The sequence below is a fragment of the Anoxybacillus amylolyticus genome, assembly GCF_001634285.1.
GTDB lineage: Bacteria > Bacillota > Bacilli > Bacillales > Anoxybacillaceae > Anoxybacteroides > Anoxybacteroides amylolyticum.
Genome location: NZ_CP015438.1, coordinates 556,202 through 582,251 on the forward strand (window position 1 = coordinate 556,202; position 26,050 = coordinate 582,251).

General features: G+C 45.8%; 27 protein-coding genes, 1 tRNA gene and 1 other RNA gene. 28 read left to right on the forward strand and 1 reads right to left on the reverse strand.

What is annotated here, in order from left to right; all coding sequences use genetic code 11:
• The first annotated feature begins 3 nt into the window (after positions 1-3).
• From hisG to GFC30_RS02810, 14 genes are all read left to right on the forward strand, one after another.
• Complete coding sequence (gene hisG, locus GFC30_RS02745; RefSeq protein ID WP_066322800.1) at positions 4-624, forward strand: ATP phosphoribosyltransferase; 621 nt, start codon at positions 4-6, stop codon at positions 622-624.
• Positions 625-646: 22 nt separating this feature from the next.
• On the forward strand, positions 647-1,915 hold the full coding sequence (gene hisD / locus GFC30_RS02750; RefSeq protein ID WP_066322801.1) for a histidinol dehydrogenase: 1,269 nt from the start codon (positions 647-649) through the stop codon (positions 1,913-1,915).
• Complete coding sequence (gene hisB, locus GFC30_RS02755; RefSeq protein ID WP_066322802.1) at positions 1,915-2,499, forward strand: imidazoleglycerol-phosphate dehydratase HisB; 585 nt, start codon at positions 1,915-1,917, stop codon at positions 2,497-2,499. Before hisD ends, hisB begins: the two co-directional genes overlap by 1 nt.
• A complete protein-coding gene (hisH, locus tag GFC30_RS02760) occupies positions 2,500-3,135 on the forward strand; it encodes an imidazole glycerol phosphate synthase subunit HisH (RefSeq protein ID WP_066322803.1) in 636 nt (211 codons plus the stop codon).
• On the forward strand, positions 3,135-3,866 hold the full coding sequence (gene hisA / locus GFC30_RS02765; RefSeq protein WP_066322804.1) for a 1-(5-phosphoribosyl)-5-[(5-phosphoribosylamino)methylideneamino]imidazole-4-carboxamide isomerase: 732 nt from the start codon (positions 3,135-3,137) through the stop codon (positions 3,864-3,866). The genes hisH and hisA overlap by 1 nt, the downstream gene beginning before the upstream one ends.
• Positions 3,866-4,624, forward strand: coding sequence for an imidazole glycerol phosphate synthase subunit HisF (gene hisF / locus GFC30_RS02770; protein WP_066322805.1), 759 nt, complete (start codon positions 3,866-3,868; stop codon positions 4,622-4,624). The genes hisA and hisF overlap by 1 nt, the downstream gene beginning before the upstream one ends.
• Positions 4,621-5,244, forward strand: a complete 624-nt coding sequence (hisIE, locus tag GFC30_RS02775; protein WP_066322806.1) for a bifunctional phosphoribosyl-AMP cyclohydrolase/phosphoribosyl-ATP diphosphatase HisIE — start codon at positions 4,621-4,623, stop codon at positions 5,242-5,244. Before hisF ends, hisIE begins: the two co-directional genes overlap by 4 nt.
• A gap of 124 nt (positions 5,245-5,368) precedes the next feature.
• Positions 5,369-6,811 (forward strand): tetratricopeptide repeat protein, encoded by a 1,443-nt coding sequence (locus GFC30_RS02780; protein WP_066322807.1) that lies wholly within the window; start codon positions 5,369-5,371, stop codon positions 6,809-6,811.
• Between the two features lie 90 nt (positions 6,812-6,901).
• On the forward strand, positions 6,902-7,849 hold the full coding sequence (trxB, locus tag GFC30_RS02785) for a thioredoxin-disulfide reductase (protein ID WP_066322808.1): 948 nt from the start codon (positions 6,902-6,904) through the stop codon (positions 7,847-7,849).
• A 224-nt stretch (positions 7,850-8,073) separates the two neighbouring features.
• On the forward strand, positions 8,074-8,532 hold the full coding sequence (locus GFC30_RS02790; protein WP_066322809.1) for an NUDIX hydrolase: 459 nt from the start codon (positions 8,074-8,076) through the stop codon (positions 8,530-8,532).
• 13 nt (positions 8,533-8,545) lie between these two features.
• Positions 8,546-9,436 (forward strand): RNase adapter RapZ, encoded by an 891-nt coding sequence (gene rapZ, locus GFC30_RS02795; RefSeq protein ID WP_066322810.1) that lies wholly within the window; start codon positions 8,546-8,548, stop codon positions 9,434-9,436.
• Positions 9,433-10,410 carry a gluconeogenesis factor YvcK family protein gene (locus GFC30_RS02800; RefSeq protein ID WP_066322811.1) on the forward strand — a complete coding sequence of 326 codons (978 nt, stop codon included), beginning with the start codon at positions 9,433-9,435 and terminating at the stop codon, positions 10,408-10,410. The genes rapZ and GFC30_RS02800 overlap by 4 nt, the downstream gene beginning before the upstream one ends.
• Before the next feature lie 36 nt (positions 10,411-10,446).
• Entirely contained in the window at positions 10,447-11,400 is a 954-nt protein-coding gene (gene whiA / locus GFC30_RS02805; RefSeq protein ID WP_066322812.1) for a DNA-binding protein WhiA, read from the forward strand.
• Between the two features lie 14 nt (positions 11,401-11,414).
• Positions 11,415-11,672, forward strand: coding sequence for an HPr family phosphocarrier protein (locus tag GFC30_RS02810; RefSeq protein WP_066322813.1), 258 nt, complete (start codon positions 11,415-11,417; stop codon positions 11,670-11,672).
• 40 nt (positions 11,673-11,712) lie between these two features.
• Here the strand turns inward: GFC30_RS02810 and clpP are convergent, their stop codons facing one another.
• Positions 11,713-12,303, reverse strand: coding sequence for an ATP-dependent Clp endopeptidase proteolytic subunit ClpP (gene clpP / locus GFC30_RS02815; protein WP_003397299.1), 591 nt, complete (start codon positions 12,301-12,303; stop codon positions 11,713-11,715).
• 225 nt (positions 12,304-12,528) lie between these two features.
• Between clpP and GFC30_RS02820 the strand changes: the two genes are divergently transcribed.
• From GFC30_RS02820 to ssrA, 14 genes are all read left to right on the forward strand, one after another.
• Positions 12,529-12,600: transfer RNA gene (locus GFC30_RS02820), tRNA-Arg, on the forward strand.
• A 204-nt stretch (positions 12,601-12,804) separates the two neighbouring features.
• The gene (gene rpoN, locus GFC30_RS02825; RefSeq protein WP_066322814.1) at positions 12,805-14,100 is read left to right on the forward strand and encodes an RNA polymerase factor sigma-54; all 1,296 of its coding nucleotides are present in this window, start codon (positions 12,805-12,807) and stop codon (positions 14,098-14,100) included.
• Between the two features lie 11 nt (positions 14,101-14,111).
• Entirely contained in the window at positions 14,112-14,357 is a 246-nt protein-coding gene (locus tag GFC30_RS02830; protein ID WP_066322815.1) for a glutaredoxin family protein, read from the forward strand.
• 130 nt (positions 14,358-14,487) lie between these two features.
• On the forward strand, positions 14,488-15,522 hold the full coding sequence (locus GFC30_RS02835; RefSeq protein ID WP_066322816.1) for a sugar-binding transcriptional regulator: 1,035 nt from the start codon (positions 14,488-14,490) through the stop codon (positions 15,520-15,522).
• Between the two features lie 30 nt (positions 15,523-15,552).
• Complete coding sequence (gene gap, locus GFC30_RS02840; RefSeq protein WP_066322817.1) at positions 15,553-16,560, forward strand: type I glyceraldehyde-3-phosphate dehydrogenase; 1,008 nt, start codon at positions 15,553-15,555, stop codon at positions 16,558-16,560.
• A gap of 118 nt (positions 16,561-16,678) precedes the next feature.
• Complete coding sequence (locus GFC30_RS02845; RefSeq protein WP_066322818.1) at positions 16,679-17,863, forward strand: phosphoglycerate kinase; 1,185 nt, start codon at positions 16,679-16,681, stop codon at positions 17,861-17,863.
• Between the two features lie 17 nt (positions 17,864-17,880).
• Positions 17,881-18,636: a triose-phosphate isomerase gene (gene tpiA / locus GFC30_RS02850; protein WP_066322819.1), complete on the forward strand. Its 756-nt coding sequence runs from the start codon at positions 17,881-17,883 to the stop codon at positions 18,634-18,636.
• Entirely contained in the window at positions 18,633-20,168 is a 1,536-nt protein-coding gene (gene gpmI, locus GFC30_RS02855; protein WP_066322820.1) for a 2,3-bisphosphoglycerate-independent phosphoglycerate mutase, read from the forward strand. The genes tpiA and gpmI overlap by 4 nt, the downstream gene beginning before the upstream one ends.
• Positions 20,169-20,186: 18 nt before the next feature.
• The gene (gene eno, locus GFC30_RS02860; RefSeq protein ID WP_066322821.1) at positions 20,187-21,479 is read left to right on the forward strand and encodes a phosphopyruvate hydratase; all 1,293 of its coding nucleotides are present in this window, start codon (positions 20,187-20,189) and stop codon (positions 21,477-21,479) included.
• 115 nt (positions 21,480-21,594) lie between these two features.
• Positions 21,595-21,828: a preprotein translocase subunit SecG gene (gene secG / locus GFC30_RS02865; RefSeq protein WP_066322822.1), complete on the forward strand. Its 234-nt coding sequence runs from the start codon at positions 21,595-21,597 to the stop codon at positions 21,826-21,828.
• 69 nt (positions 21,829-21,897) lie between these two features.
• Entirely contained in the window at positions 21,898-22,635 is a 738-nt protein-coding gene (locus GFC30_RS02870; RefSeq protein ID WP_066322823.1) for an alpha/beta hydrolase, read from the forward strand.
• A 20-nt stretch (positions 22,636-22,655) separates the two neighbouring features.
• Positions 22,656-24,935 carry a ribonuclease R gene (rnr, locus tag GFC30_RS02875; protein WP_066322824.1) on the forward strand — a complete coding sequence of 760 codons (2,280 nt, stop codon included), beginning with the start codon at positions 22,656-22,658 and terminating at the stop codon, positions 24,933-24,935.
• 78 nt (positions 24,936-25,013) lie between these two features.
• On the forward strand, positions 25,014-25,478 hold the full coding sequence (gene smpB, locus GFC30_RS02880) for an SsrA-binding protein SmpB (protein WP_066322825.1): 465 nt from the start codon (positions 25,014-25,016) through the stop codon (positions 25,476-25,478).
• A gap of 96 nt (positions 25,479-25,574) precedes the next feature.
• Positions 25,575-25,927, forward strand: a transfer-messenger RNA (tmRNA) gene (gene ssrA, locus GFC30_RS02885).
• Positions 25,928-26,050 lie beyond the last annotated feature (123 nt).

Sequence of the window (26,050 nt, forward strand, 5' to 3'; positions counted from 1 at the left end):
GCGATGTTGACGATTGCGATGCCGAAAGGACGCATTTTTGAAGAAGCGCTCGAATTGTTGCGCAAAGCAGGTTATGCGCTTCCGCCTGAATTTGCGGAATCACGCAAATTGATGATTGACATTCCCGAAGAAGATATGCGTTTTATTTTGGCAAAACCGATGGATGTCGTCACTTATGTCGAACATGGGGTAGCGGATTTAGGGATTGCGGGAAAAGACGTATTGCTCGAAGAAGAGCGTGACGTATATGAATTGTTGGATTTGCACATTAGCCAATGCCGTTTGGCGGTGGCGGGTCTTCCAAACAGCCGTTTGAACGATATTGCACCGCGCGTAGCGACGAAATACCCGAACATCGCTTCCAGCTATTTTCGCGAGCAAGGAGAACAAGTGGAAATCATCCCGCTCAACGGATCGATTGAACTCGCACCGTTAATCGGGCTGGCGGATCGGATTGTAGATATCGTGTCGACCGGACGGACGTTAAAAGAAAATGGCCTAGTCGAGTTTGAAACGATTGCCAACGTCACATCGCGTCTCATTGTCAATCCAGTTAGCTATCGCATGAAAGATGAAAAAATTGATGAACTAGTCGAACGATTGACAGCGGTGATCGCAAGCTAATCCATACGCAGGAGGGAGCAAAATGAAAATTGAACGGGTAACTGGGCAGCTTTCGCTGCGGCGGACGATTGAGTCCGGCACGGAAGAGCAGCGGCGGGCGGTACAAACTATTATCGATGATGTACGCACGAACGGAGATGCGGCATTAAGAAAATATACGGAACAATTTGACAAAGTAGCCATCGACGACTTTCTTGTATCGAAAGAAGAAATCGACGAAGCGTATGGTGAAATAAGCGACGAACTGCTTCACGTGCTACGCGAAGCGGCCACAAATATTCGTGATTATCATGAGCGGCAAAAGCGCGAATCATGGATAATGACAAAAGAAGACGGAACGATGTTAGGACAAAAAGTGACACCGCTTGATGCGGTCGGTTTGTACGTTCCCGGCGGAACGGCGGCGTACCCATCGTCGGTGTTGATGAACGTCATTCCTGCCCAAGTGGCAGGCGTCCAACGAATCGTCATCGTTTCCCCGCCGAATAAGCAAGGGACGCTTCCTGCAGGCGTATTAGTCGCTGCGCATGAACTTGGGGTGAAAGAAATATATAAAGTCGGTGGTGCCCAAGCGATTGCGGCGCTAGCATACGGGACAGAAACGATTCAACCAGTCGATAAAATTTTTGGTCCAGGCAACATTTATGTGGCGTTAGCGAAGCGGGAAGTGTTTGGACAAGTAGCGATCGATATGATTGCTGGACCGAGCGAAATTGTCGTTTTAGCAGACGATACAGCAAAAGCGAACGAAATTGCGGCCGATCTTTTGTCACAAGCGGAACATGACGCGCGCGCTTCAAGCATTCTCGTCACTCCTTCGATGAAGCTGGCGCTTGAAGTAGCGAACGAAGTGGAAAAGCAGTTACAAACGTTGCCGCGTCAAGCCATTGCGGCAGCTTCCATTGCGCAATACGGAGCGATTTATGTGACGGACACACTAGAAGAAGCGATTGCGGTCGTCAACGAGCTGGCGCCAGAGCATTTAGAAGTAATGACGGCAGAACCGCTGCTCGTTCTCGGACAAATTCGCCACGCCGGAGCGATTTTTTTAGGGCGCTTTAGCTCGGAGCCGGTCGGCGATTATTTCGCCGGTCCGAACCACGTGTTACCGACGAACGGAACAGCAAGGTTTTCGAGCGGCTTAAGCGTCGATGAATTTGTAAAAAAATCAAGCATTATTTTTTATAGTGAACAAGCGTTAAAAGAAAATGGACGCAAAATTGCCGCGTTTGCGAGAGCAGAAGGGTTAGAGGCGCATGCGCGGGCGATTGAGGCAAGGGGGATCGAGTAATGCGCAAAGCAACCATTTCACGGACGACCAACGAAACAGACATTCAGCTCGAGTTAACGATTGATGGGCAAGGAACCGCCCAACTAGACACAGGGGTGCCGTTTTTAACCCATATGCTCGATTTATTTGCGAAGCACGGGCAATTTGATTTACGTGTGAAAGCGAAAGGCGATACACATATTGACGACCACCATACGACGGAAGATATTGGCATTTGTTTAGGACAGGCGCTACGGGAGGCGCTCGGTGATAAAAAAGGGATTAAACGATATGGGAATGCCTTTGTACCGATGGATGAAGCGTTGGCGCAAGTCGTCGTCGATTTAAGTAACCGGCCGCACTTTGAGTTTCGTGGCGAGTTTAAAAGCCAAAAAGTCGGAACGTTTGATGTCGAGTTAGTGCATGAATTTTTATGGAAACTCGCCTTAGAGGCACGCATGAATTTGCATGTGATTGTTCATTATGGTCATAACACGCACCATATGATTGAAGCGGTATTTAAAGCGTTAGGGCGCGCCTTGGACGAGGCGACGATGATCGACCCGCGCGTCAAAGGAGTTCCATCAACGAAAGGAATGTTGTAAATGATCGGTATTATTGACTATGGGATGGGCAACTTATACAGCGTCAGTAAAGCGTTAGAACGACTAAACTATGAATATGTCATTTCGAGCGACCCGCAGCAACTGAAACAAACGAAAGGCCTCATTTTGCCGGGTGTCGGCTCGTTTCGCGATGCGATGCACATTTTAAACGAAACGGGCTTGGCGTCCTTTATCCGCGCTGCTGTCCGTGAGGGAATGCCGCTGTTTGGCATTTGCCTTGGGATGCAGCTGTTGTTTGAAGAAAGTGAAGAAAACGGCTTGACGGAAGGATTACAGCTGTTAAAAGGTCGCGTCGTTCGTTTTCCGGGCGTCACCGCAAACGGCGAAACGTACAAAGTGCCACACATGGGCTGGAACCGCCTGCAATTTCGCCATCCGTCCCCGCTGCTTACGAACGTCGAAGAAGGGTACGTGTATTTCGTCCATTCGTATTATGTCGATACCGATGACGATTCGGTTGTTTTGGCCAGCAGCACATATGATGTCGACGTCCCGGCCGTTGTCGGCAAAGGGCATGTGTTTGGCACGCAATTTCACCCAGAAAAAAGTAGCGAAATCGGCATGAAAATATTAAAAAACTATGCGAGCATCGTCGAAGGTGAGGGAAAAGTGTGATGGCGGCATTTACGATTTATCCAGCGATTGATATGCGCGGCGGCAAATGTGTCCGTCTACTGCAAGGCGACTATAATAAAGAAACGGTCTACGGCGATTCACCGTTTGAAATGGCGCGCTTGTTTGCCGAACAAGGCGCACAATGGATCCATATGGTCGATTTGGATGGGGCAAAAGAAGGAAAGCGCGTGAATGACCGCTTTGTGCTCGAAGTCGTCCGTCATTTAAACGTCAACGTGCAAATCGGCGGCGGCATTCGCACGGAAGAAGATGTGGCGTATTATTTGGAAAATGGGGTTGCCCGCGTCATTTTAGGCAGTGCCGCCATCGCCAATCCGCCGTTTGTCAAAAAGATGTTGTCGCTTTACGGTGAGCGCATCGTCATTGGCATTGATGCGAAAAACGGATTTGTGGCGACAGAAGGATGGCTGAATACGTCGAATGTCAAGGCAACCGAACTCGGAAAAGAACTGGCAGAGGCTGGTGCGGAAACGTTCATTTTTACTGATATTGCCACTGATGGCATGCTATCGGGGCCGAATGTTCATGCGGCGGTTGAAATGGCGCGCGCGACAGGAAAGCGCGTTATTGCTTCTGGGGGGATCAGTTCACTTGAAGATTTGCGGACGTTGGCGGCATATACCGCGGACGGCGTTGTCGGGGCGATTGTCGGCAAAGCGTTGTATACGAAGCAATTTACGCTCGCAGAAGCGTTAAAGGTGGTGCAGTAATGATTACAAAGCGGATTATTCCATGTTTGGATGTAAAAGACGGCCGCGTCGTGAAAGGCGTGCAATTCGTGCAATTGCGCGATGCCGGCGATCCAGTGGAATTGGCGAAGTTTTACGATGAACAAGGCGCCGATGAGTTAGTTTTTTTAGACATTTCCGCTTCGCATGAAGGACGGAAAACGATGGTGGAAGTCGTAGAGCAAGTGGCAGCGCAGCTGGCAATTCCATTTACGGTTGGCGGTGGCATTAACTCGCTTGACGATATGAAAAAAATTTTGCGCGCGGGAGCAGACAAAGTGTCGCTCAATACAGCAGCTGTGAAAAATCCTCAGCTTATTAATGAAGGCGCCGACTTTTTTGGTTCGCAATGCATCGTTGTGGCGATTGATGCGAAATATGACGAAACAATCGGTTCTTGGCGTGTATATACGCACGGCGGGCGCAATGCTACCGAACGAGAAGTCGTCGAATGGGCGCAAGAAGCGGTAGCGCGAGGTGCTGGCGAAATTTTATTGACGAGCATGGATTGCGATGGCGGGAAAAACGGCTTTGATTTAGCGTTGACAAAAACGGTGAGTGAAGCGGTATCCGTTCCGGTCATCGCCTCCGGCGGAGCAGGAAGCGCGCAACATTTCCTCGCTGCGTTCGTCGAAGGAAAAGCGGATGCTGCGTTGGCTGCCTCGATTTTTCATTATAAAGAAACGTCGGTGCGAGAAGTGAAACAGTATTTGCGAAAGCAAGGGGTGAACGTCCGATGAATGATATCCGCTTTAACGAGCAAGGGCTTGTGCCTGTCATTGTCCAAGACGCACAAAGCAAAGAAGTGTTAACGTTAGCGTATATGAATAAACAGTCGTTGCAAAAATCGATGGAAACAGGCGAAACGTGGTTTTACAGCCGCTCGCGCCAAGCGCTTTGGCATAAAGGGGAGACGTCCGGTCATACGCAGCGCATTGTCGAGATGCGCTACGATTGCGATTGCGATGCGTTGCTCGTTCTCGTGGAACCGGCGGGACCGGCTTGCCACACAGGAAGTTATTCGTGCTTTTCGAACCGGATCAGTGGGGAACACGTTGAGCGATCGGCACAGCGTTTTGCGATTATTAATGAACTAGAAAAGGTGATCGCGGCAAGAGAAGCGGAACGTCCAGAAGGAGCTTATACGACGTATTTGTTTGAAAAAGGTGTCGATAAAATATTAAAGAAAGTCGGCGAAGAAGCGGCGGAGGTGATTATTGCCGCGAAAAATCGCAACTCGGAAGAGCTGAAATGGGAAGTAGCCGATTTACTGTATCATTTGCTTGTCTTGTTGCGAGAACAGAAGCTGCCGCTCGACGAGGTGCTTGAGGTCTTAACCGAACGGCATGCAGGCAAGTGAACGGAAGCTAGTCCATCATTGGAAGATGGGCTGGCTTTTCTTATTTTTGTTGGAAATGTTTCTGTTGGACAAAAGAATGTGATATACTTCTTTTCGGTGAATTCAAAGGAGTATGGAGGAATAGATGAACAAACGATTCAAAACGAAGCGATCGACAACGAAGGTCATTCCGTTCATTCAGAGCGGAGACTATTATTTTACGAAAGGGTTACGTGCGTATCGGCGCCGCGAGTTATATAAAGCGAAAAAATATTTAGAGCGGGCAGTGCATCTAGAGGGGAATGAGGCGATGTTTGCCTGTCAACTGGCGGTTGTGCTCTCGGAGTTAGGCGAATATCAGGCGTCGAACGAATGGTTATTGAAAATTGTCACTGAATTAGACTCGGACATGAACGAATGTTTTTACTTTTTAGCTAATAACTACGCCCATCTCGGCTTGTTTCGCGAGGCAATGAACTATGCTGAAAAATATTTAGAACGAGAGCCCGACGGCAGCTTCGTCGAGGAAGTGGAAGATTTAATCGATTTATTGAGCATCGAACAAGAAGCGCTAGACGACCAAGAAGATTTGATTATGAAGCAAGAAAAGGCACGGACATTGTTAGAAAAAGGTGAGTTTCTTGCTGCGATCGACGCACTGAAGGCGATTATAGGGGAATATCCGGAATTTTGGTCCGCATACAACAACTTAGCGCTTGCGTATTTTTATATGGGGGATACAGAGCAGGCACAACAAATTCTTCAAGAGGTGCTTGAAAAAAATCCCGGCAACTTGCACGCGCTTTGCAACCGTCTTGTTTTTTCGCATTATTTGCGCGCGGAAGAAGACGTGGCGGATCTCGCTGAACAATTAGCGTGCGTCCATCCATTTTTAACGGAGCATCGCTATAAACTAGGGGCGACGTTCGCGCTCATTGGTCGATTTGACCTTGCATTTAAATGGCTCCGTCATTTATACAAAATTGGTTTTGACGGCGACTATTCGTTTTACTATTGGCTTTCGTATTCGGCATATTATACCGGCCATGAGCAGCTTGCGAAAACGGCATGGGGAAAAGCGATGGAGCAAAGCTCGGAAAAGTTTGGACAAGAGCCGTGGGCTGTGTCCAGCAAACTTATGCGATGGCTGACGAGTACCGATATAGCGGAAGTGTTGTACGGGTTATATATGATGAGCAAATCGCTTACAGCTGATGAACTGATCGGTTACCAACGGGTAAAAAGTGAGTTGCCAACGCAAGTCCAAGCATTCGCAGACTATATTTTTTATTCAGATAAGGAAGTTCCCTCCTTCGTTTCTGACGGTTACGCAGTGATGGACGAATTATGGCAACGAAATTTGCTTGCCGACGAACAACTCCATATCACATGGTTTCGCGTCTTTCTTCATGCCTCCACTACCGAGCTGCATTTTGTGAATCATTGCGCATGGGCGGCAGCAACGGAATACGTATGGAGACAAATGCAAGGGCAGTCAGTGACGCAAAAAATGATGGCACAAAAATACGATATTTCTTCTGCGACCGTGCAAAAATATGTGAAAAAAGTGCGGCAATGGCTATCGTGAGCAAACTATTAGACGTTTATTCGTTTGTTATATACGATAAAGAAGAAGGAAACAATAACGCAGAAGAGAATCATAAGGGAGTGGGAAAACGTGTCAGAAGAAAAAATTTATGATGTCATTATTATTGGGGCAGGTCCAGCGGGGATGACCGCTGCGGTATATACGTCTCGCGCAAATATGTCGACATTAATGATTGAGCGCGGGGTGCCAGGCGGACAAATGGCAAATACAGAAGATGTGGAAAACTACCCAGGGTATGATCATATTTTAGGACCAGAATTAGCAACCAAAATGTTTGAACATGCGAAAAAATTTGGAGCGGAATATGCTTACGGTGATGTGAAAGACGTCATCGACGGCAAAGAATATAAGACGATTGTTGTCGGTAATAAAGAATATAAAGCGCGGGCAATTATTATTGCAACTGGTGCACAATATAAAAAACTTGGCGTTCCAGGGGAAGCAGAATTGAGCGGGCGCGGTGTTTCGTATTGCGCCGTTTGCGACGGGGCATTTTTCAAAGGAAAAGACCTTGTCGTTGTCGGCGGCGGCGATTCGGCGGTAGAAGAAGGCGTGTATTTAACGCGATTTGCCAATAAAGTAACGATTGTGCATCGGCGCGATAAATTGAGGGCGCAGAAAATTTTGCAAGACCGTGCGTTTGCCAATGAAAAAATCGATTTTATTTGGAACCATACGATAAAACAAATTAACGAAAAAGACGGAAAAGTCGGGAGTGTGACACTTATAAATACGCAAACTGGCGAAGAGCGAGAATTTCCGTGCGACGGCGTCTTCATTTATGTGGGCATGGTGCCGCTATCACAGCCGTTTGCGAATCTTGGTATTACAAACGAGAACGGCTACATTGTCACAAACGAACAAATGGAAACGAAAGTGGCGGGCATTTTTGCCGCCGGTGATGTACGGGAAAAAACGTTGCGCCAAATTGTCACCGCCACTGGCGATGGAAGCATTGCCGCCCAAAGCGCGCAACATTATGTCGAGGAACTAAAAGAAGCGTTAAACGCGAAATAATTTGTTAACGAAAACGTAATATATGTTTAACTCCACTGTAACACGATTGAAATAGTTTTCCTGTAAGATAAAAGTAAGTAATTGACCCCCTTTTATATAAATCCTTTTCAAGCACGGGCGCTTTCCCGTGCTTCTTTTTTCGAAGGGACTATAGCTGGCATGAACTGGCTCAGCGTAGTATAATATAAGGAAACAGCATTGATTGCAGTGTTGAGGTGAACGAATTGCAACGGGTGACAAATTGCATTTTACGAAACAATGGAAAAGTGTTGTTGTTGCAAAAACCGCGGCGCGGCTGGTGGGTCGCACCTGGCGGAAAAATGGAACAAGGCGAAACGGTTCGGGAAGCATGCATTCGTGAATATCGTGAGGAAACGGGCATTAACGTAACCTGTCCAGAATTAAAAGGCGTTTTTACCATCGTCATAAAAAGCGGTGAAGAAGTGGTTTCCGAATGGATGATGTTTACGTTTTTAGCCGAACAGTTTGCTGGAGAACTTGTGTCACACTGTGAGGAAGGGACGCTCGCGTGGCATGCGGAGGAAACGATTCATGAACTGCCAATGGCGCCAGGTGATTACTATATTTTCGATCATGTGCTAAAAGGGTCAGGAATGATGTATGGCACATTTGTATATACCGAAGATTTTCAGTTGCTTTCGTATCGGCTAGACCCAAGTTGAGAGGGGGAGGACAATGAGCACGGGTTCAAGCGACATTCAAATGGTCATTATTACCGGAATGTCCGGTGCAGGGAAAACGGTAGCGATTCAAAGTTTTGAAGATTTAGGTTTTTTTTGTGTCGATAATTTGCCGCCGACGTTGTTGCTGAAATTTTTGGAGTTAATAAAAGAATCAGGGAATAAAATGAATAAAGTCGCGCTTGTGATGGATTTGCGGAGTCGCGACTTTTTTGACAGTTTATTTGCAGCGCTGGACGATTTAGCCGAGCGTTCGTGGGTGACTCCGCAAATTTTATTTTTAGATGCGAAAGACGATACGCTTGTAGCTCGCTACAAAGAAACGCGGCGCACCCATCCGCTTGCACCGAACGGGTTGCCACTAGAAGGAATTCGGTTAGAGCGGCAGTTGTTAGAAGAGTTAAAAGGAAGGGCGCAAATCATTTACGATACGTCCGATTTAAAACCGCGGGAGTTGCGTGAAAAAATTTTGCAGCAATTCTCAGCAAATAAGCAGCAACCGTTTACCGTCAATGTCGTATCGTTTGGGTTTAAATACGGATTGCCGATTGATGCCGATTTAGTGTTTGATGTGCGTTTTTTGCCGAACCCACATTACATCGACCATATGCGTCCGAAAACAGGATTGGATGAAGAAGTCGCTTCTTATGTGCTGAAGTGGCACGAAACACAAAAGTTTTTGGAAAAAGCAACGGATTTATTAGCGTTTATGTTGCCGCATTATAAACGAGAAGGAAAAAGCCAGCTCGTCATCGCCATCGGTTGCACGGGCGGCCAACATCGTTCGGTGGCGCTTGCGGAATATATTGCGAACTACTTTGCGAGCGATTATAAAACACATGTCTCTCATCGTGATATGGAAAAGAGGAAGGAAAAACATTCATGAGCACAAAACAGCATCCGAAGATTGTCATCATTGGTGGCGGAACAGGACTGCCTGTACTGCTTAGAGGATTAAAACAATACGCCGTTGATATTACTGCGATTGTGACGGTTGCTGACGACGGAGGAAGTTCAGGGCGATTGCGCGATGAACTTGACATGCCGCCGCCTGGTGATATTCGCAACGTGCTCGCTGCACTTTCGGATGTCGAGCCGCTCGTTGTCGAGCTGTTTCAGCACCGATTTGAGAATGGAAATGGGTTATCGGGACATTCGTTAGGAAATTTAATTTTAGCGGCGATGACATCAATTACAGGCGACTTTGTCCGCGCGGTTCGTGAAATGAGCAAAGTGTTGAACGTTCGTGGAAAAGTGCTCCCAGCAGCGAATAAAAGCGTCGTTTTACACGCTGAAATGGAAGACGGAACGGTTGTGTCTGGTGAATCGAAAATTCCGTATTCAGGGAAACGAATCAAAAAAGTGTTTCTCACGCCAGAGCAAATTGAACCATTACCAGAAGCGATTGAGGAAATTCGTCAGGCGGACTTAATTGTCATCGGACCAGGAAGTTTATATACAAGCATTTTGCCGAATTTGTTAGTTCCGAAAATCGGGCAAGAAGTGTGCGAAGCGAAAGCGAAAAAAGTATATGTCTGCAATGTAATGACACAAGCTGGGGAAACGTTGCATTATGCGGCGAGCGATCATGTGAAAGCGCTGTATAACCATATGGGGTGTGCGTTTTTAGATTTGATTCTTGTTAATAACGGGCACATTCCAGAAGATATTCAGCAGCGCTACGCAGAAGAGCGCTCTGAGCCAGTAGAAGATGATGTGGATCGATTAGTGGAACTAGGATTAACGGTCATTCGCGACTGCATTGTCAGCTACGAAGATCGTGTCATCCGCCATGACACAAAAAAGGTGGCAGCGTTGCTTGTTTCGCTTTTAGAAACGCAGGAAAACCGCACCTCCTAATTGCCGGCTGCGATGATGAAATGAGGAGGTGAGCACGTGTCATTTGCATCGGAAACGAAAAAAGAATTAACTAACTTAGAAGTAAAACCATGTTGTTTAAAGGCAGAGTTGTCTGCATTGCTACGAATGAACGGTTCTTTATCGTTTTCTAATCGGAAGTTGACGATCGATGTACAAACAGAAAACGCCGCCATTGCTCGACGAATTTATTCGTTAATGAAAAAAGGGTACACCGTCACGGTAGAATTGCTTGTTCGCAAAAAAATGAGGTTGAAAAAAAATAACGTCTATATCGTTCGCGTCGTTGAAGGGGCACGTGAGCTATTAGAAGATTTAAAAATATTAGAAGAGCCGTTTTCGTTTATTCGCGTCATCGCGCCGGAATTAGTAAAGAAAAAATGTTGCAAACGTTCATATTTGCGTGGTGCTTTTCTCGCGGGAGGTTCTGTGAACAATCCGGAAACGTCTTCGTACCATTTAGAAATTTTTTCGCTTTATAAAGAACATAACGATTCGTTATGTGAATTGATGAACAGTCATTTTTTATTGCATGCGAAAACATTGGAACGAAAAAAAGGGTTTATTACGTATTTAAAAGAAGCAGAAAAAATTGCTGAGTTTTTGAATATTATCGGGGCGCATCAAGCGCTGCTCCGCTTTGAAGATGTCCGCATCGTCCGTGACATGAGAAACTCGGTTAATCGCCTCGTCAACTGTGAAACCGCAAACTTAAATAAAACGATTGGGGCAGCGATTCGGCAAGTGGAAAACATCCGATATATTGATGAAACAATCGGCTTGAGCGCGCTTCCGGAAAAATTGCGGGAAATTGCCGAACTGCGTGTCACGTATCAAGACGTGACGTTAAAAGAATTAGGGGAAATGATGTCTGGTGGGAAAATTAGCAAATCAGGAATTAACCACCGGCTGCGAAAAATTGATGAAATTGCTGAGAAGCTTCGTGCAGGCCAACCAATTGATTTTAAATAAAGGGGAGAAGAAACATGGTGGAAAAACAAGTGGAAGTGTTGTTGAAAACGGGATTGCAAGCGCGTCCAGCCGCGCTCTTTGTTCAAGAAGCGAACCGGTTTTCATCCGACATTTATTTAGAAAAAGACGGGAAAAAAGTAAACGCCAAAAGCATTATGGGGCTCATGAGTTTAGCGATTAGCTCCGGTTCGGTCATTACGCTCATCGCTGACGGTCCAGACGAAAACGAAGCGCTAGACACATTAACAAAATACGTTCAGCGCGAAGGGTAAGAAAAGCGGCTGTTCTCCAAAAAAGAACAGCCGCTTGCTTTTATTTCTCGTCGACACGCGTTAATACGCGGTCGATCAAGCCATATTCTTTTGCTTTTTCAGCAGTCATAAAGTTGTCGCGGTCTGTGTCGCGCTCGATTACTTCGATTGGCTGCCCCGTATTTTCGGAAAGGATGCGGTTTAATTTATCGCGCAAGAACAAAATACGTTTCGCGGCGATTTCGATTTCGGTCGCTTGCCCTTGTACCCCACCAAGCGGCTGATGAATCATGATTTCGCTGTTTGGTAGGGCAAATCGTTTGCCTTTGGCACCTGCAGCAAGCAAGAAAGCACCCATTGATGCAGCCATACCGATACAAATCGTCGATACGTCTGGCTTAATAAATTGCATTGTATCGTAAATCGCCATTCCAGCCGTAATCGAACCACCAGGGCTGTTAATATACAGCGAAATATCTTTCTCTGGGTCTTCAGCGGCTAAGAATAAAAGCTGGGAAACGATCGAGTTCGCGACATGATCGTCGATTGCACTTCCTAAAATGATAATGCGGTCCTTTAATAAACGGGAGTAAATGTCATAGGCGCGCTCCCCGCGGCTCGTTTGCTCAATAACTGTAGGGATTAAATTCATAAGCGTTCCTCCTTTGCCCATTTGGCTAAATCGTATGTATTTTTATGATACATAATTGGTCAATGAAGGTCAAACAAAAAGCGTTTTCCCCTCTGTAAATATATTCGCCACCATTCCACCGTATCCCTTTTTCATCATCTCCTCTTTTCCATTTTTTAAACGTATATTTTCCTCTTGCCAAACAGGAGCGTCTTGAGTATAATTGAATATGCAACTGAACATTGTGCCCTCGTAGTGTAGTGGATAGCACGAGAGATTCCGGTTCTCTTAGCGTGGGTTCGAATCCTGCCGAGGGCGTTACGAAACACTGGTGGGAGAGTTACCGAAAAACTCCCACTTTCTTATTTTTGGCGGTACTTCACAAAAGACTTGTTGCGAACGAGGCAACAGGTCTTTTTTTATGTGTTAAATGAATATATATAAGCAAAATAGCGCTTACATTTCATTTCCATACCCGTCGTTTCGATGTTGGTGTACAATAGGGGAGAAGGGGGACTAATTATGAGGGCTGAATTGTTGCAAGAACAACGTTTAAAGCTTGCCTTAACAAAAGAGTTGGCGCAAGCCATTGAATTGCTTCAATATTCTGCGCTCGAACTGCGCTCGATTTTATATGAACAGTCATTGGAAAACCCGTTTCTAGAAATAAAAGAAGGAAAACCGATTCGTCCGCCTAAACGGACAATGGGAAAACAAGCACGAGATTGGATGGAAAACATCAGCAAACCGTCTGACACGTTAGCAACGCATTTAGCGGCTCAGCTACATACGATGTCGTTGCCCTCACGAACACGAAAAGTGCTCGACTATTTAATCGCCTCCCTTGACGAAGATGGATATTTACGCATTGATATGGGCGACACTGCCGCTTTCTTAGCGATTTCAGAAGCGGAATTAGAAGACGCCGTGCTGCTATTGCAATCACTTGAACCGGCAGGGGTAGGTGCAAGGTCACTGCAGGAATGTTTGTTGCTGCAGCTCAAGCGACTACCTGTCCGAAACGAGTTGGCAGAAAAAGTGATTGCCGAGCACTTTCCCGCGTTTGTCGAAAAAACGTGGAAGGCATTGGCGAAACAGTTAGGTATTGACGTATATGACCTGCAGCAAATATGGGACTTTATTCGCACGCTTGAACCTCGTCCAGGCAGCTATTATACAGCGGCTGATCCACAGTTTATCATACCGGACATTATCGTCGAGCGGTGTGGGGAAGATGTTTCCGTCTGGCTGAACAATGAGTTTCTTCCAGAAGTTCGTTGGAATTATGCCTATGAGAAAAAAATGGAAATTCATTGTGATGAACAAGCAGAAATATTTATAAAAGAAAAATATCGCCAATTTACGTGGCTAACGAAAAGTTTGGAACATCGCAAACAAACGCTTCTAGCCGTGGCAAAAGAAGTAATGGAACGTCAAAAGCAATGTTTGACCGCTGGATTGGCAGCGTTAAAACCGTTGACGATGCGGGAAGTGGCTGAGGTACTGGACATTCACGAATCGACTGTCAGCCGTGCAGTTAAAAACAAATATGTACAAATGCCGTTTGGAACGGTCGAGTTGCGCCGTTTCTTTGCAAGTTCCCTCTCATCGATGAGTGAGGAAGAAGCATCGGCGGCAAAAACGAAAGCGCTTATTACGCACTTAATTGAGGCAGAAAACAAACATAATCCGCTCTCCGACCAAGCCATTGCCAGTTTATTAGGAGAAACGTATGGCATTGCTATCTCGCGGCGAACGGTGGCGAAATATCGCGAACAAATGCACATCCCTTCATCAGCGAAACGAAAACGGTATTAGAGGTGGAAACAGTGATTGTCAACCTTTATTCGAAAATTGATTGCTCGCTCTGCGAAAAAGCGAAAGCGGTATTGCAAGAGTTGCAACAGGAATGCGAATTTGAAATCAATGAAATCGATATTTATCAAGACGACGCATTGTTAGAAAAATATCAGCTCATGATTCCAGTGGTTGAAGTAGACGGCGAAGAGCTGGCATATGGACGTATTCACAAAGAATTCATAAGAAAACGCTTACTTGAACGAATGACCAGTTGAACATCGACACTACTCCTGTTACAATTAAACATGTAAGGCAGGAGTAATTTTTTTGGCACAAGCGGGACATAATAAGTCACATAGGGACAATTTGCGTCCAACTAATTTGTGCAAGGGGAAGGGAAACGAATTGCGGCCATTGATTGATGCACAGAAAAAATTATTACCTGATCTTCTCGATGTTATGCAAAAGCGATACCGCATTTTGCAATATATTCGATTGATGCAACCAATCGGAAGAAGGACGCTTTCTGGAAACATTGGGATAAGTGAACGTATTCTTCGAGCGGAAGTCCAGTTTTTAAAAGAACAAAACTTGCTGTCGATTAGTTCAACAGGAATGGTTGTAACGTCAGACGGAGAGCAACTGTTGGAAACACTCGAAGATGTGATGAGAGAAATTTTAGGATTGAAAGACTTGGAAACAAACCTAAAGCGCATACTTCCTATTGACGAAGTTATCGTAGTGGCCGGTGACAGCGACCTTTCTCCTTGGGTGAAAAAAGAAATGGGAAGAGCTTGTGTAACCTGCATGAAAGATAGATTGCCTTCTCACAGCATTGTTGCTGTTACAGGTGGAACGACACTTGCGGCGGTTGCGGAGATGATGACCGCTGATTTGAAGCAAAGTGATGTGTTATTTGTTCCAGCTCGAGGTGGGTTAGGCGAGAACGTCGAAAACCAAGCGAATACGATTTGTGCGAAAATGGCGGAAAAAGCGGCAGGAAATTACCGCCTGCTTCACGTGCCTGACTACTTAAGCAATGAAGCATATCAATCGCTGATTGGAGAGCCATCGGTAAAAGAAGTACTTCAGCTTATTCAGTCCGCGGATATCGTCATTCACGGAATTGGTGATGCTATTACGATGGCAAAGCGGCGGAAAACACCGGAAGAAGAAATGGAAAAAATTATATCAGGCAATGCAGTTGCCGAAGCATTCGGCTACTATTTTAATCAAGCAGGCGATGTCGTTCATAAAGTACAAACGATCGGCATTCAACTCGATGACCTTCGACATGTCCGGCATGTCATCGCGGTAGCCGGCGGTGCTTCCAAGGCAAAAGCGATTAAAGCGTATATGAAGCAAGCTCCTCGCTCTGTTTTAATTACAGATGAAGGGGCAGCAAAAGCGTTAGTAAGGGAGTCATATCCCTCACCATAAATATTTTTTATTCTAAAGGAGGAACTATCGATGGCAGTGAAAATTGGGATTAACGGTTTTGGTCGTATCGGTCGTAACGTATTCCGGGCAGCATTGAAAAATCCGAATGTAGAAGTAGTAGCGGTGAACGATTTAACAGATGCAAAAACATTGGCACACCTTTTAAAATATGACTCTGTACACGGTACGCTTGATGCAGAAGTTTCTGTAAACGGCAATAACCTTGTCGTAAACGGAAAAGAAATCATCGTGAAAGCAGAACGCGATCCAGCGCAACTAGGATGGGGCGAGCTTGGCGTTGACATCGTTGTTGAATCAACAGGACGCTTCACAAAACGTGAAGATGCCGCGAAACATTTAGAAGCAGGCGCGAAAAAAGTCATCATTTCCGCACCTGCAACAAACGAAGACATTACGATCGTAATGGGTGTAAATCAAGACAAATACGACCCAGCAAACCATCATGTCATTTCGAACGCATCTTGTACAACAAACTGTTTGGCGCCATTTGCGAAAGTATTGCATGAAAAATTCGGTATTATTCGCGGCATGATGACAACGGTTCATTCCTATACAAACGACCAACAAATTCTTGACTTACCGCACAAAGATTTACGTCGTGCCCGTGCAGCAGCAGAATCAATTATCCCAACATCTACAGGGGCAGCAAAAGCCGTAGCGCTTGTATTGCCTGAGTTAAAAGGCAAATTAAACGGTATGGCAATGCGCGTACCAACACCAAACGTATCAGTCGTTGACCTTGTGGCAGAATTGGAAAAAGAAGTGACGGTAGAAGAAGTAAACGCAGCATTAAAAGCAGCAGCAGAAGGTGAATTAAAAGGAATCCTTGCTTACAACGAAGAGCCACTTGTTTCTCGTGACTACAACGGAAACCCAGCATCTTCAACGATCGATGCTCTTTCGACAATGGTTATGGAAGGAAAAATGGTAAAAGTCATTTCTTGGTATGACAACGAAACTGGATACTCTCATCGCGTTGTCGATCTTGCGGAATATATCGCATCAAAAGGATTATAATTTTTTGGATTGTTTGACCAAAACGGTTTATAATAAATAGTTGGAACTACCGAAAAGGGGAGCGGGGGTGATCCCCACTCCCTTTTGTATGCCAAAACAATGAAAAGGAGGCCGTCCCATGAACAAAAAAACCGTCCGCGACATGGATGTCAAAGGAAAACGCGTCTTTTGCCGCGTCGATTTTAACGTGCCAATGCAAGACGGTGCTGTGACAGATGATACTCGCATCCGTGCGGCGCTACCAACGATTCAATATTTAGCGGAACAAGGGGCAAAAGTCATTTTAGCGAGCCATCTTGGTCGTCCGAAAGGAAAAGTAGTGGAAGAAATGCGCCTCACCGCTGTTGCGGAGCGTTTAAGCGAACTGCTCGGCAAACGTGTCGTTAAAACAGATGAAGCATATGGCGATGCAGTGAAAGCAGCAATTGCTGCAATGAATGAAGGCGACGTGTTGTTGCTTGAAAACGTGCGCTTCTATCCGGGCGAAGAAAAGAACGATCCAGAGTTGGCGAAGGCGTTTGCCGAATTGGCAGATGTGTACGTCAACGACGCGTTTGGCGCGGCACATCGTGCGCATGCTTCCACTGAAGGGATTGCACATTACTTACCAGCTGTTGCCGGATTTTTAATGGAAAAAGAAATCGAAGTGCTAGGAAAAGCTCTTTCCAACCCAGATCGTCCATTTACGGCGATCATCGGTGGAGCGAAAGTAAAAGATAAAATCGGTGTTATTGAAAATCTTTTGGATAAAGTCGACAACTTAATTATTGGTGGCGGGTTGGCATACACGTTCGTGAAAGCGCTCGGCCATGAAATCGGCAAATCATTGTTAGAAGAAGATAAAATCGAATTAGCGAAATCGTTTATGGAAAAAGCAAAAGAAAAAGGCGTTAATTTTTATATGCCAGTCGATGCAGTCGTAGCCGATGCTTTTTCGAACGATGCCAATACAAAAGTCGTGAACATTGACGAAATTCCAAGCGACTGGGAAGGGCTTGACATCGGTCCGAAAACGCGGGAATTGTACCGCGATGTGATCTTGAAATCCAAACTTGTTATCTGGAACGGTCCAATGGGCGTATTCGAAATGGATGCGTTTGCCGAAGGGACAAAAGCGGTTGCTCAAGCACTTGCCGATGCGAAAGATACATATACGGTCATCGGTGGCGGGGATTCAGCAGCGGCAGTCGAAAAATTTGGACTTGCGGATAAAATGGATCATATCTCGACAGGTGGCGGTGCGTCGCTTGAATTTATGGAAGGTAAACAACTTCCAGGGGTCGTAGCCTTAAACGATAAGTAAGAAAGGGGTTGAAAGCGATGCGAAAGCCGATTATTGCAGGGAACTGGAAAATGCACAAAACGTTAAAAGAAGCGCTCCAGTTTGTTGCAGAAGTAAAACATGCGATTCCTTCTTCGAAGCAAGTAGACTCGGTCGTTTGTGCTCCAGCGCTCTTTTTAGAACGGCTCGTCGAGGAAACACACGGAACAGATTTAAAAATCGGGGCACAAAATATGCATTTTGCCGATCAAGGAGCGTTTACAGGTGAAATCAGTCCCGTGGCGTTAAAAGACATCGGGGTGGAGTACGTCATTATCGGACATTCGGAACGGCGTGAAATGTTTGCGGAAACAGACGAAACAGTAAATAAAAAAGTGCTTGCCGCGTTTCAACATGGGCTTATTCCGATTGTTTGCTGCGGCGAAACGCTAGAAGAACGGGAAAGTGACCGCACAAACGAAATCGTTGGCACACAAGTCGAAAAAGCACTCGATGGCTTAACAGAGGAACAAGTGAAGCAAGTGGTCATCGCCTATGAACCGATTTGGGCAATCGGCACGGGCAAATCGTCGACAGCAGAAGATGCCAATAACGTATGTGGTCACATTCGCCAAGTAATTGCCAACAAATTTTCGCCACAAGCAGCGGATGCGGTTCGCATTCAATACGGCGGTAGCGTGAAGCCGTCTAATATTCAAGAGTTTTTAGCGCAAGAACATATTGACGGTGCACTAGTCGGTGGCGCGAGCTTAGAACCACAATCGTTTTTACAACTCGTGGAGGCAGGAAAATGAGCAAACAACCAGTTGCGTTAATTATTTTAGACGGGTTTGGGCTTCGTGAGGAAACGTTTGGCAATGCCGTTGCGCAAGCGAAAAAGCCGAACTTTGATCGTTATTGGAACGAATATCCACATGCGACATTGACAGCGTGCGGCGAAGCGGTCGGGCTTCCAGAAGGGCAAATGGGAAACTCGGAAGTCGGTCATTTAAATATTGGAGCAGGACGTATCGTCTACCAAAGCTTAACACGCGTCAATATCGCCATTCGTGAAGGCGAATTTGAGCGGAACGAAACGTTTTTAGCAGCGATGAATTACGTGAAGGAAAAAGGAACGAATTTGCACATTTTCGGGCTTCTTTCTGATGGTGGCGTCCATAGCCATATCAACCATTTGTACGCCTTGTTAAAACTAGCGGCAAAAGAAGGCGTGAAACGCGTCTATATTCATGGCTTTTTAGACGGCCGTGATGTCGGTCCACAAACGGCGAAAACGTATATTAAGCAACTCAATGAACAAATTGTACAAATTGGCGTCGGAGAAATTGCGACATTGTCTGGTCGCTATTATTCCATGGATCGCGACAAACGATGGGAGCGCGTCGAAAAAGCGTACCGCGCGATGGTATATGGCGAAGGGCCGACATACCGCGATCCGCTTGAATGCATTGATGATTCGTATGCCCACGGCATTTACGATGAGTTCGTCTTGCCATCGGTCATCGTTCGCGAAGACGGAACGCCGGTGGCGACGATTCAAGATGAAGATGCGATCATTTTTTACAATTTCCGTCCAGACCGGGCGATTCAAATTTCGAACACGTTTACAAACGATGATTTCCGTTCGTTCGACCGCGGACCGAAACATCCGAAAAACTTGTTCTTCGTATGCTTAACGCATTTTAGTGAAACAGTAAAAGGGTACGTGGCGTTTAAGCCAACGAACCTTGACAATACACTGGGGGAAGTATTGTCGCAAAACGGCTTAACGCAGCTTCGCATTGCCGAAACGGAAAAATATCCGCACGTCACATTCTTTATGAGCGGCGGCCGTGAAGAAAAATTCCCGGGTGAAGAGCGCATTTTAATCGATTCGCCGAAAGTAGCAACCTACGACTTAAAGCCAGAAATGAGCGCATACGAAGTAACTGACGCTTTACTGAAAGAAATTGAAGCAGACAAGTTTGATGCGATTATTTTAAACTACGCAAACCCTGACATGGTCGGGCATTCCGGAATGCTAGAGCCGACGATTAAAGCGGTCGAAGCAGTTGATGAATGTTTAGGGAAAGTCGTTGATGCGATTGTTGCGAAAGGCGGCATCGCGATTATTACGGCTGACCACGGCAATGCGGATGAAGTGACAAATCCAGATGGCAGCCCGAATACGGCGCATACGACAAACCCAGTGCCAGTCATTGTGACGAAAAAAGGCATTACGCTTCGGGAAGATGGCATTTTAGGGGACTTAGCACCGACGATGCTTGATTTGTTAGGATTACAACAACCAAAAGAAATGACTGGAAAAACGTTAATTGTGAAATAAGAAAAGGAGAGATGAAAGATGCCAACAATTGTTGATGTATATGCTCGTGAAGTATTAGATTCCCGCGGGAATCCGACAGTAGAGGTAGAAGTTTACACAGAATCGGGTGCATTCGGCCGCGCATTAGTGCCAAGCGGTGCATCCACTGGAGAATATGAAGCGGTCGAATTGCGCGATGGCGATAAAGGCCGCTACCTTGGCAAAGGCGTACTAAAAGCGGTTGCAAACGTCAACGAAGTGATCGCTCCAGCGATTATCGGGTTTGATGTGACAGACCAAGTCGGTATTGACAAAACGTTAATCGAGCTAGACGGTACAGAAAACAAAGGAAAATTAGGGGCAAACGCGATTTTAGGCGTTTCGATGGCGGTAGCGCGCGCAGCGGCTGACTACTTAGAAATGCCATTGTACCAATACTTAGGCGGCTTTAACGCAAAAACGTTGCCTGTTCCAATGATGAACATTTTAAACGGCGGTGCGCATGCGGACAACAACGTGGACATTCAAGAATTTATGATTATGCCGGTTGGCGCGCCAAACTTCCGTGAAGCGCTTCGCATGGGGGCAGAAATTTTCCATAGCCTAAAATCTGTCTTAAAAGCAAAAGGCTACAATACAGCGGTTGGTGATGAAGGTGGATTCGCGCCAAACTTAAAATCAAACGAAGAAGCGCTTGAAACAATTATCGAAGCGATCGAAAAAGCAGGCTACAAACCAGGTACAGAAGTGATGCTTGCGATGGACGTTGCTTCCTCTGAGCTTTACAACAAAGAAACAGGCAAATACCATTTAGAAGGAGAAGGCGTGGTAAAAACGTCAGAAGAAATGGTCGCTTGGTATGAAGAGCTTGTCAATAAATATCCGATCATCTCGATCGAAGATGGTTTAGACGAAAACGACTGGGCTGGTCATAAATTATTGACAGAGCGCCTTGGCAAAAAAGTACAACTTGTTGGTGACGACTTGTTCGTAACGAACACGAAAAAATTAGCGCAAGGTATTGAACAAGGTGTCGGGAACTCGATCTTAATTAAAGTGAACCAAATCGGTACGTTAACAGAAACATTCGAAGCAATCGAAATGGCAAAACGCGCAGGCTATACAGCGGTTATCTCTCACCGTTCTGGTGAAACAGAAGATAGCACAATCGCCGACATCGCGGTGGCAACAAACGCTGGCCAAATTAAGACAGGCGCTCCTTCACGCACCGACCGCGTCGCGAAATACAATCAATTGCTTCGCATTGAAGATCAATTAGGCGACACAGCGGTATACCAAGGAATCAAGTCTTTCTATAACTTAAAGAAGTAAGGTAAACGAAGAGGGTGTTCCGAAGTGGCGGGACATCCTTTTGCTATATTGTACAAATTTGTTCGTGTATGTTAAAATAAAACTATTGTGATGTGCGTGGGTGGAGGTGTTGGACATGCATGCGTTGCTTGTCACGTTGTTAGTGATTGTATCGCTTGGGATGATTGTTGTTGTTTTATTGCAATCTGGCCGGAGCGCAGGGCTTTCGGGCGCGATTACAGGCGGTGCAGAGCAATTATTCGGAAAACAAAAAGCGCGCGGGTTAGATGCCGTGCTGCACCGAATTACCGTTGTTTTAGCCGTATTATTTTTCGTTTTAGCGATTGCGGTGACGTATTTTCAACTGTAAAACGTGGAAAAAGGGCGGTCCATCCATACAGGGCTGCCTTTTCTGTTGGAAAGAAAGGAGACATGTGTGATGAAGATGATTCCACCAAAACCGTTTACGTTTGAAGCGGGCGAACGCGCGGTATTGTTATTGCATGGATTTACAGGAAATTCCGCCGATGTGCGCATGCTCGGCCGTTTTTTGCAAGCAAAAGGCTATACGTGCCATGCCCCGATTTACAAAGGACATGGCGTGCCGCCAGAAGAACTTGTTCATACCGGTCCAGAAGATTGGTGGCAAGACGTGATGAACGCTTACGAATATTTAAAACAAACCCATGATAAAATCGCCGTTGTAGGGTTATCGCTTGGCGGTGTGTTTTCGTTAAAACTTGGCTATACTGTTCCTGTTGTGGGCATCGTGCCGATGTGCGCACCGATGTATATCAAAAGTGAGCAGACGATGTATGAAGGAGTTTTAGCGTATGCCCGCGAATATAAAAAGCGAGAAGGAAAAGATGAGGAACAAATCGAGCAGGAAATGGCGGAATTTGCGAAAACACCGATGCAAACGCTCAAAGCGTTGCAACAACTCATTGCCGATGTGCGCGATCATCTCGATTTTATTTATGCGCCTGTATTTGTTGTGCAAGCGCGTCATGATGACATGATTAATCCAGATAGTGCAAATATTATTTATAACGGCGTCGAATCTCCAGTGAAACAAATCAAATGGTATGAGGAATCCGGCCACGTCATTACGCTCGATAAAGAAAAGGACCAGCTTCACGAAGACATTTATGCGTTTTTAGAGTCATTAGATTGGTAATCCTCGAAAGGAGGAATTGTATGAAAGAAAAATTATTAGCCTTTATGCGCGATGAAGCGTATAAACCACTCACTGTTCAGGAACTGGAAGAAGCGTTCCACATTACGGAAGCAGCCGAATTTAAAGAGCTTGTCAAAACGCTCGTTGCGCTTGAAGAAGAAGGATTGATTATCCGCACAAGAAGTAACCGGTACGGATTGCCAGAAAAAATGAACTTAATTCGCGGCAAAGTGACAGGGCATGCGAAAGGGTTCGCATTTGTTGTGCCAGAAGACCCGACGCTTGATGATATTTTCATTCCGCCATCGGAATTAAAAAATGCGATGCATGGCGATACGGTGCTTGTACGTGTTAATGCACACCCGACAGGCGCTCGTAAAGAAGGAACGATCGTCCGCATTATTGAGCGCGGCGTAACGGAAATCGTCGGAACGTATACAGAAAGCAAAAACTTCGGCTTCGTCATTCCGGACGACAAAAAAATCGTCAACGATATTTTTATTCCGAAACATGCGGCAAATGGCGCAGTCGAAGGGCACAAAGTCGTTGTCCGCTTAACGACGTATCCAGAAGGACGCATTAGCGCAGAAGGGGAAGTTATTAAAATTCTCGGCCATAAAAACGATCCGGGCGTCGATATTTTATCGATCATTCATAAGCACGGCTTGCCGCTACAATTTCCGGAAGACGTCATCGCCCACGCCAACAGCATTCCCGATACGATTTCCGAAGAAGATTTAGAAGGGCGTCGCGATTTGCGCAATGAGATGATTGTCACGATCGACGGGGAAGACGCGAAAGATTTAGACGACGCGGTGACGGTGACGAAGCTCGAGAATGGACATTATAAACTTGGCGTCCATATTGCCGACGTCAGTCATTATGTCACGGAAGGATCACCGATTGATCGGGAAGCATATGAGCGTGGAACGAGCGTTTATTTAGTAGATCGCGTCATTCCGATGATTCCGCACCGTTTATCCAATGGCATTTGCTCGCTCAACCCGAAAGTGGATCGCCTAACGTTATCGTGCGAGATGGAAATTAACGACCGTGGCGAAGTCGTCCACCATGAAATTTTTCAAAGCGTCATTCGCACGACAGAGAGAATGACGTATTCCGATGTGAACCGCATTCTCGTCGATAAAGACGAGGCGCTTCGAGAAAAGTATGCTCCGCTTGTGCCGATGTTTGAGATAATGGCAGAGTTGGCGGATATTTTACGAAACAAGCGCATGAAGCGCGGGGCGATTGATTTTGATTTTAAAGAGGCAAAAGTGCTCGTCGATGAAAATGGCAAGCCGTACGACGTCGTGTTGCGTGAACGTTCGGTTGCGGAGCGATTAATCGAAGAATTTATGTTAGCAGCGAACGAAACGATTGCTGAACATTTCCATTGGATGAATGTTCCGTTTATTTATCGTGTGCATGAAGATCCGAAACCTGAAAAATTGCAGCGCTTTTTAGAGTTTATTACGAATTTCGGTTATATTGTTAAAGGAACAGGAAACCAAATTCATCCGCGCGCGTTGCAAGAAGTTCTAGAAGCAGTGCGTGGTGAGCCGGAAGAAATGGTCGTTTCGACCGTCATGCTTCGGTCGATGAAACAAGCGCGTTATGATGCAGAAAGCCTCGGTCACTATGGATTATCAACCGAATTTTATACGCATTTCACGTCACCGATTCGTCGCTACCCAGACTTAATCGTTCATCGCCTTATTCGCACCTATTTAATTAACGGACAAATCGATGAACAAACGCAACAAAAATGGGCGGAGAAGCTTCCGGAAATTGCGGAGCATACGTCGAATATGGAGCGGCGTGCGGTAGAGGCAGAGCGTGAAACCGACGACTTGAAGAAGACGGAGTTTATGGAAGATAAAATCGGCATGGAATTTGACGGCATTATTAGCTCGGTGACGAATTTTGGTTTGTTTGTCGAGCTGCCGAACACGGTGGAAGGGCTTGTGCACGTCAGCTATTTAACAGACGATTACTATCATTACGACGAGCAACATTATGCGATGATTGGGGAGCGAACGGGGAAAGTATATCGCATCGGCGACGAAATTACGGTGCGTGTCATTAACGTGAATAAAGAGGAGCGCATCGTCGACTTTGAAATTGTCGGCATGAAAGGACGGCGCAATCAAAAAGCAAAAGCCTCGCCAGTCGTTATTGAAGGAAAGCGGAAAAAGAAAAAAAGCGACGAAAAATGGCCGACGAAAAAGGAAAAGAAAAAGCCGAAGTTTTATGAAGACATTCCAAAAATGAAAAAGAAGAAAAAGAAAAAACGATAAGAAAAGCCTCCACCGGTGAGGCTTTTCCTTTCTTCTTATTTTTGCTAAAATATTGCTTGTCCGAAGGGAGGGAAACGTATGCCAAAAGGGGAAGGGAAAGTCATTGCCCAAAATAAAAAAGCGCATCACGATTATTTTATCGAAGAAACGTACGAAGCAGGGCTTGTGTTACAAGGTACGGAAATTAAGTCGATTCGCGCAGGCAAAGTGAACTTAAAAGATTCATTTGCAAAAGTGGACAAAGGCGAAGTGTTTTTGCATAATATGCATATTAGCCCGTATGAACAAGGCAACCGTTACAACCATGACCCGCTGCGGACGCGCAAACTATTGCTTCATCGCCGCGAAATTAGTAAGCTTATCGGTTATACGAAAGAACAAGGCTATACGCTCGTGCCGCTCAAGCTATATATTAAAGATGGCTTTGCGAAATTGTTGTTAGGTGTCGGAAAAGGGAAGAAAAAATACGACAAACGGGAAGATATGAAAAAGAAAGAAGCACAACGTGAAGTCGAACGTGCTTTCCGCGAACGGCAGAAATAAATCCAGTATGTTACAATTGCAAAACAGCGGAAATGTGCTATAATAAAGGATGTCAGCCAGTTATAGAAGCTTAAGCTATTTCGTACGTTTCTCTACGGGGACGTTACGGATTCGACAGGGGTAGATCGAGCTTAAGCTGCGAGCCGAGGGGATCGTCCTCGTCAAAACGTCACTTAAAGATAACTGGCAAAGAAAACTACGCTTTAGCTGCTTAATTAATGCGGCTAGCTCCTACCGTCATCGCCCATGTGGCGGCCTAGGGGTTCATAACAAGTGGGCTACGCCCAAGTCCGCCGTCTGAGGACGCGGGAAGAGACCAATCAGACTAGCTGCTCGGAGGCCTGTCGGTAGGCGGAAGAAGCGGCGAAAGTGAAATATACCGACTACGCTCGTAGATGCTTAAGTGGCGATATCTCTGGACGTGGGTTCGACTCCCACCGTCTCCATATATACGAGTAAAAACGACTGCACGCGCGGTCGTTTTTTATTTTTCAAAAATCCGTATGATACGCAATAGTGATGTGAATACCTGCCCTTGGGGTGGGTATTTTTTTATTTTAATACAAAATTAG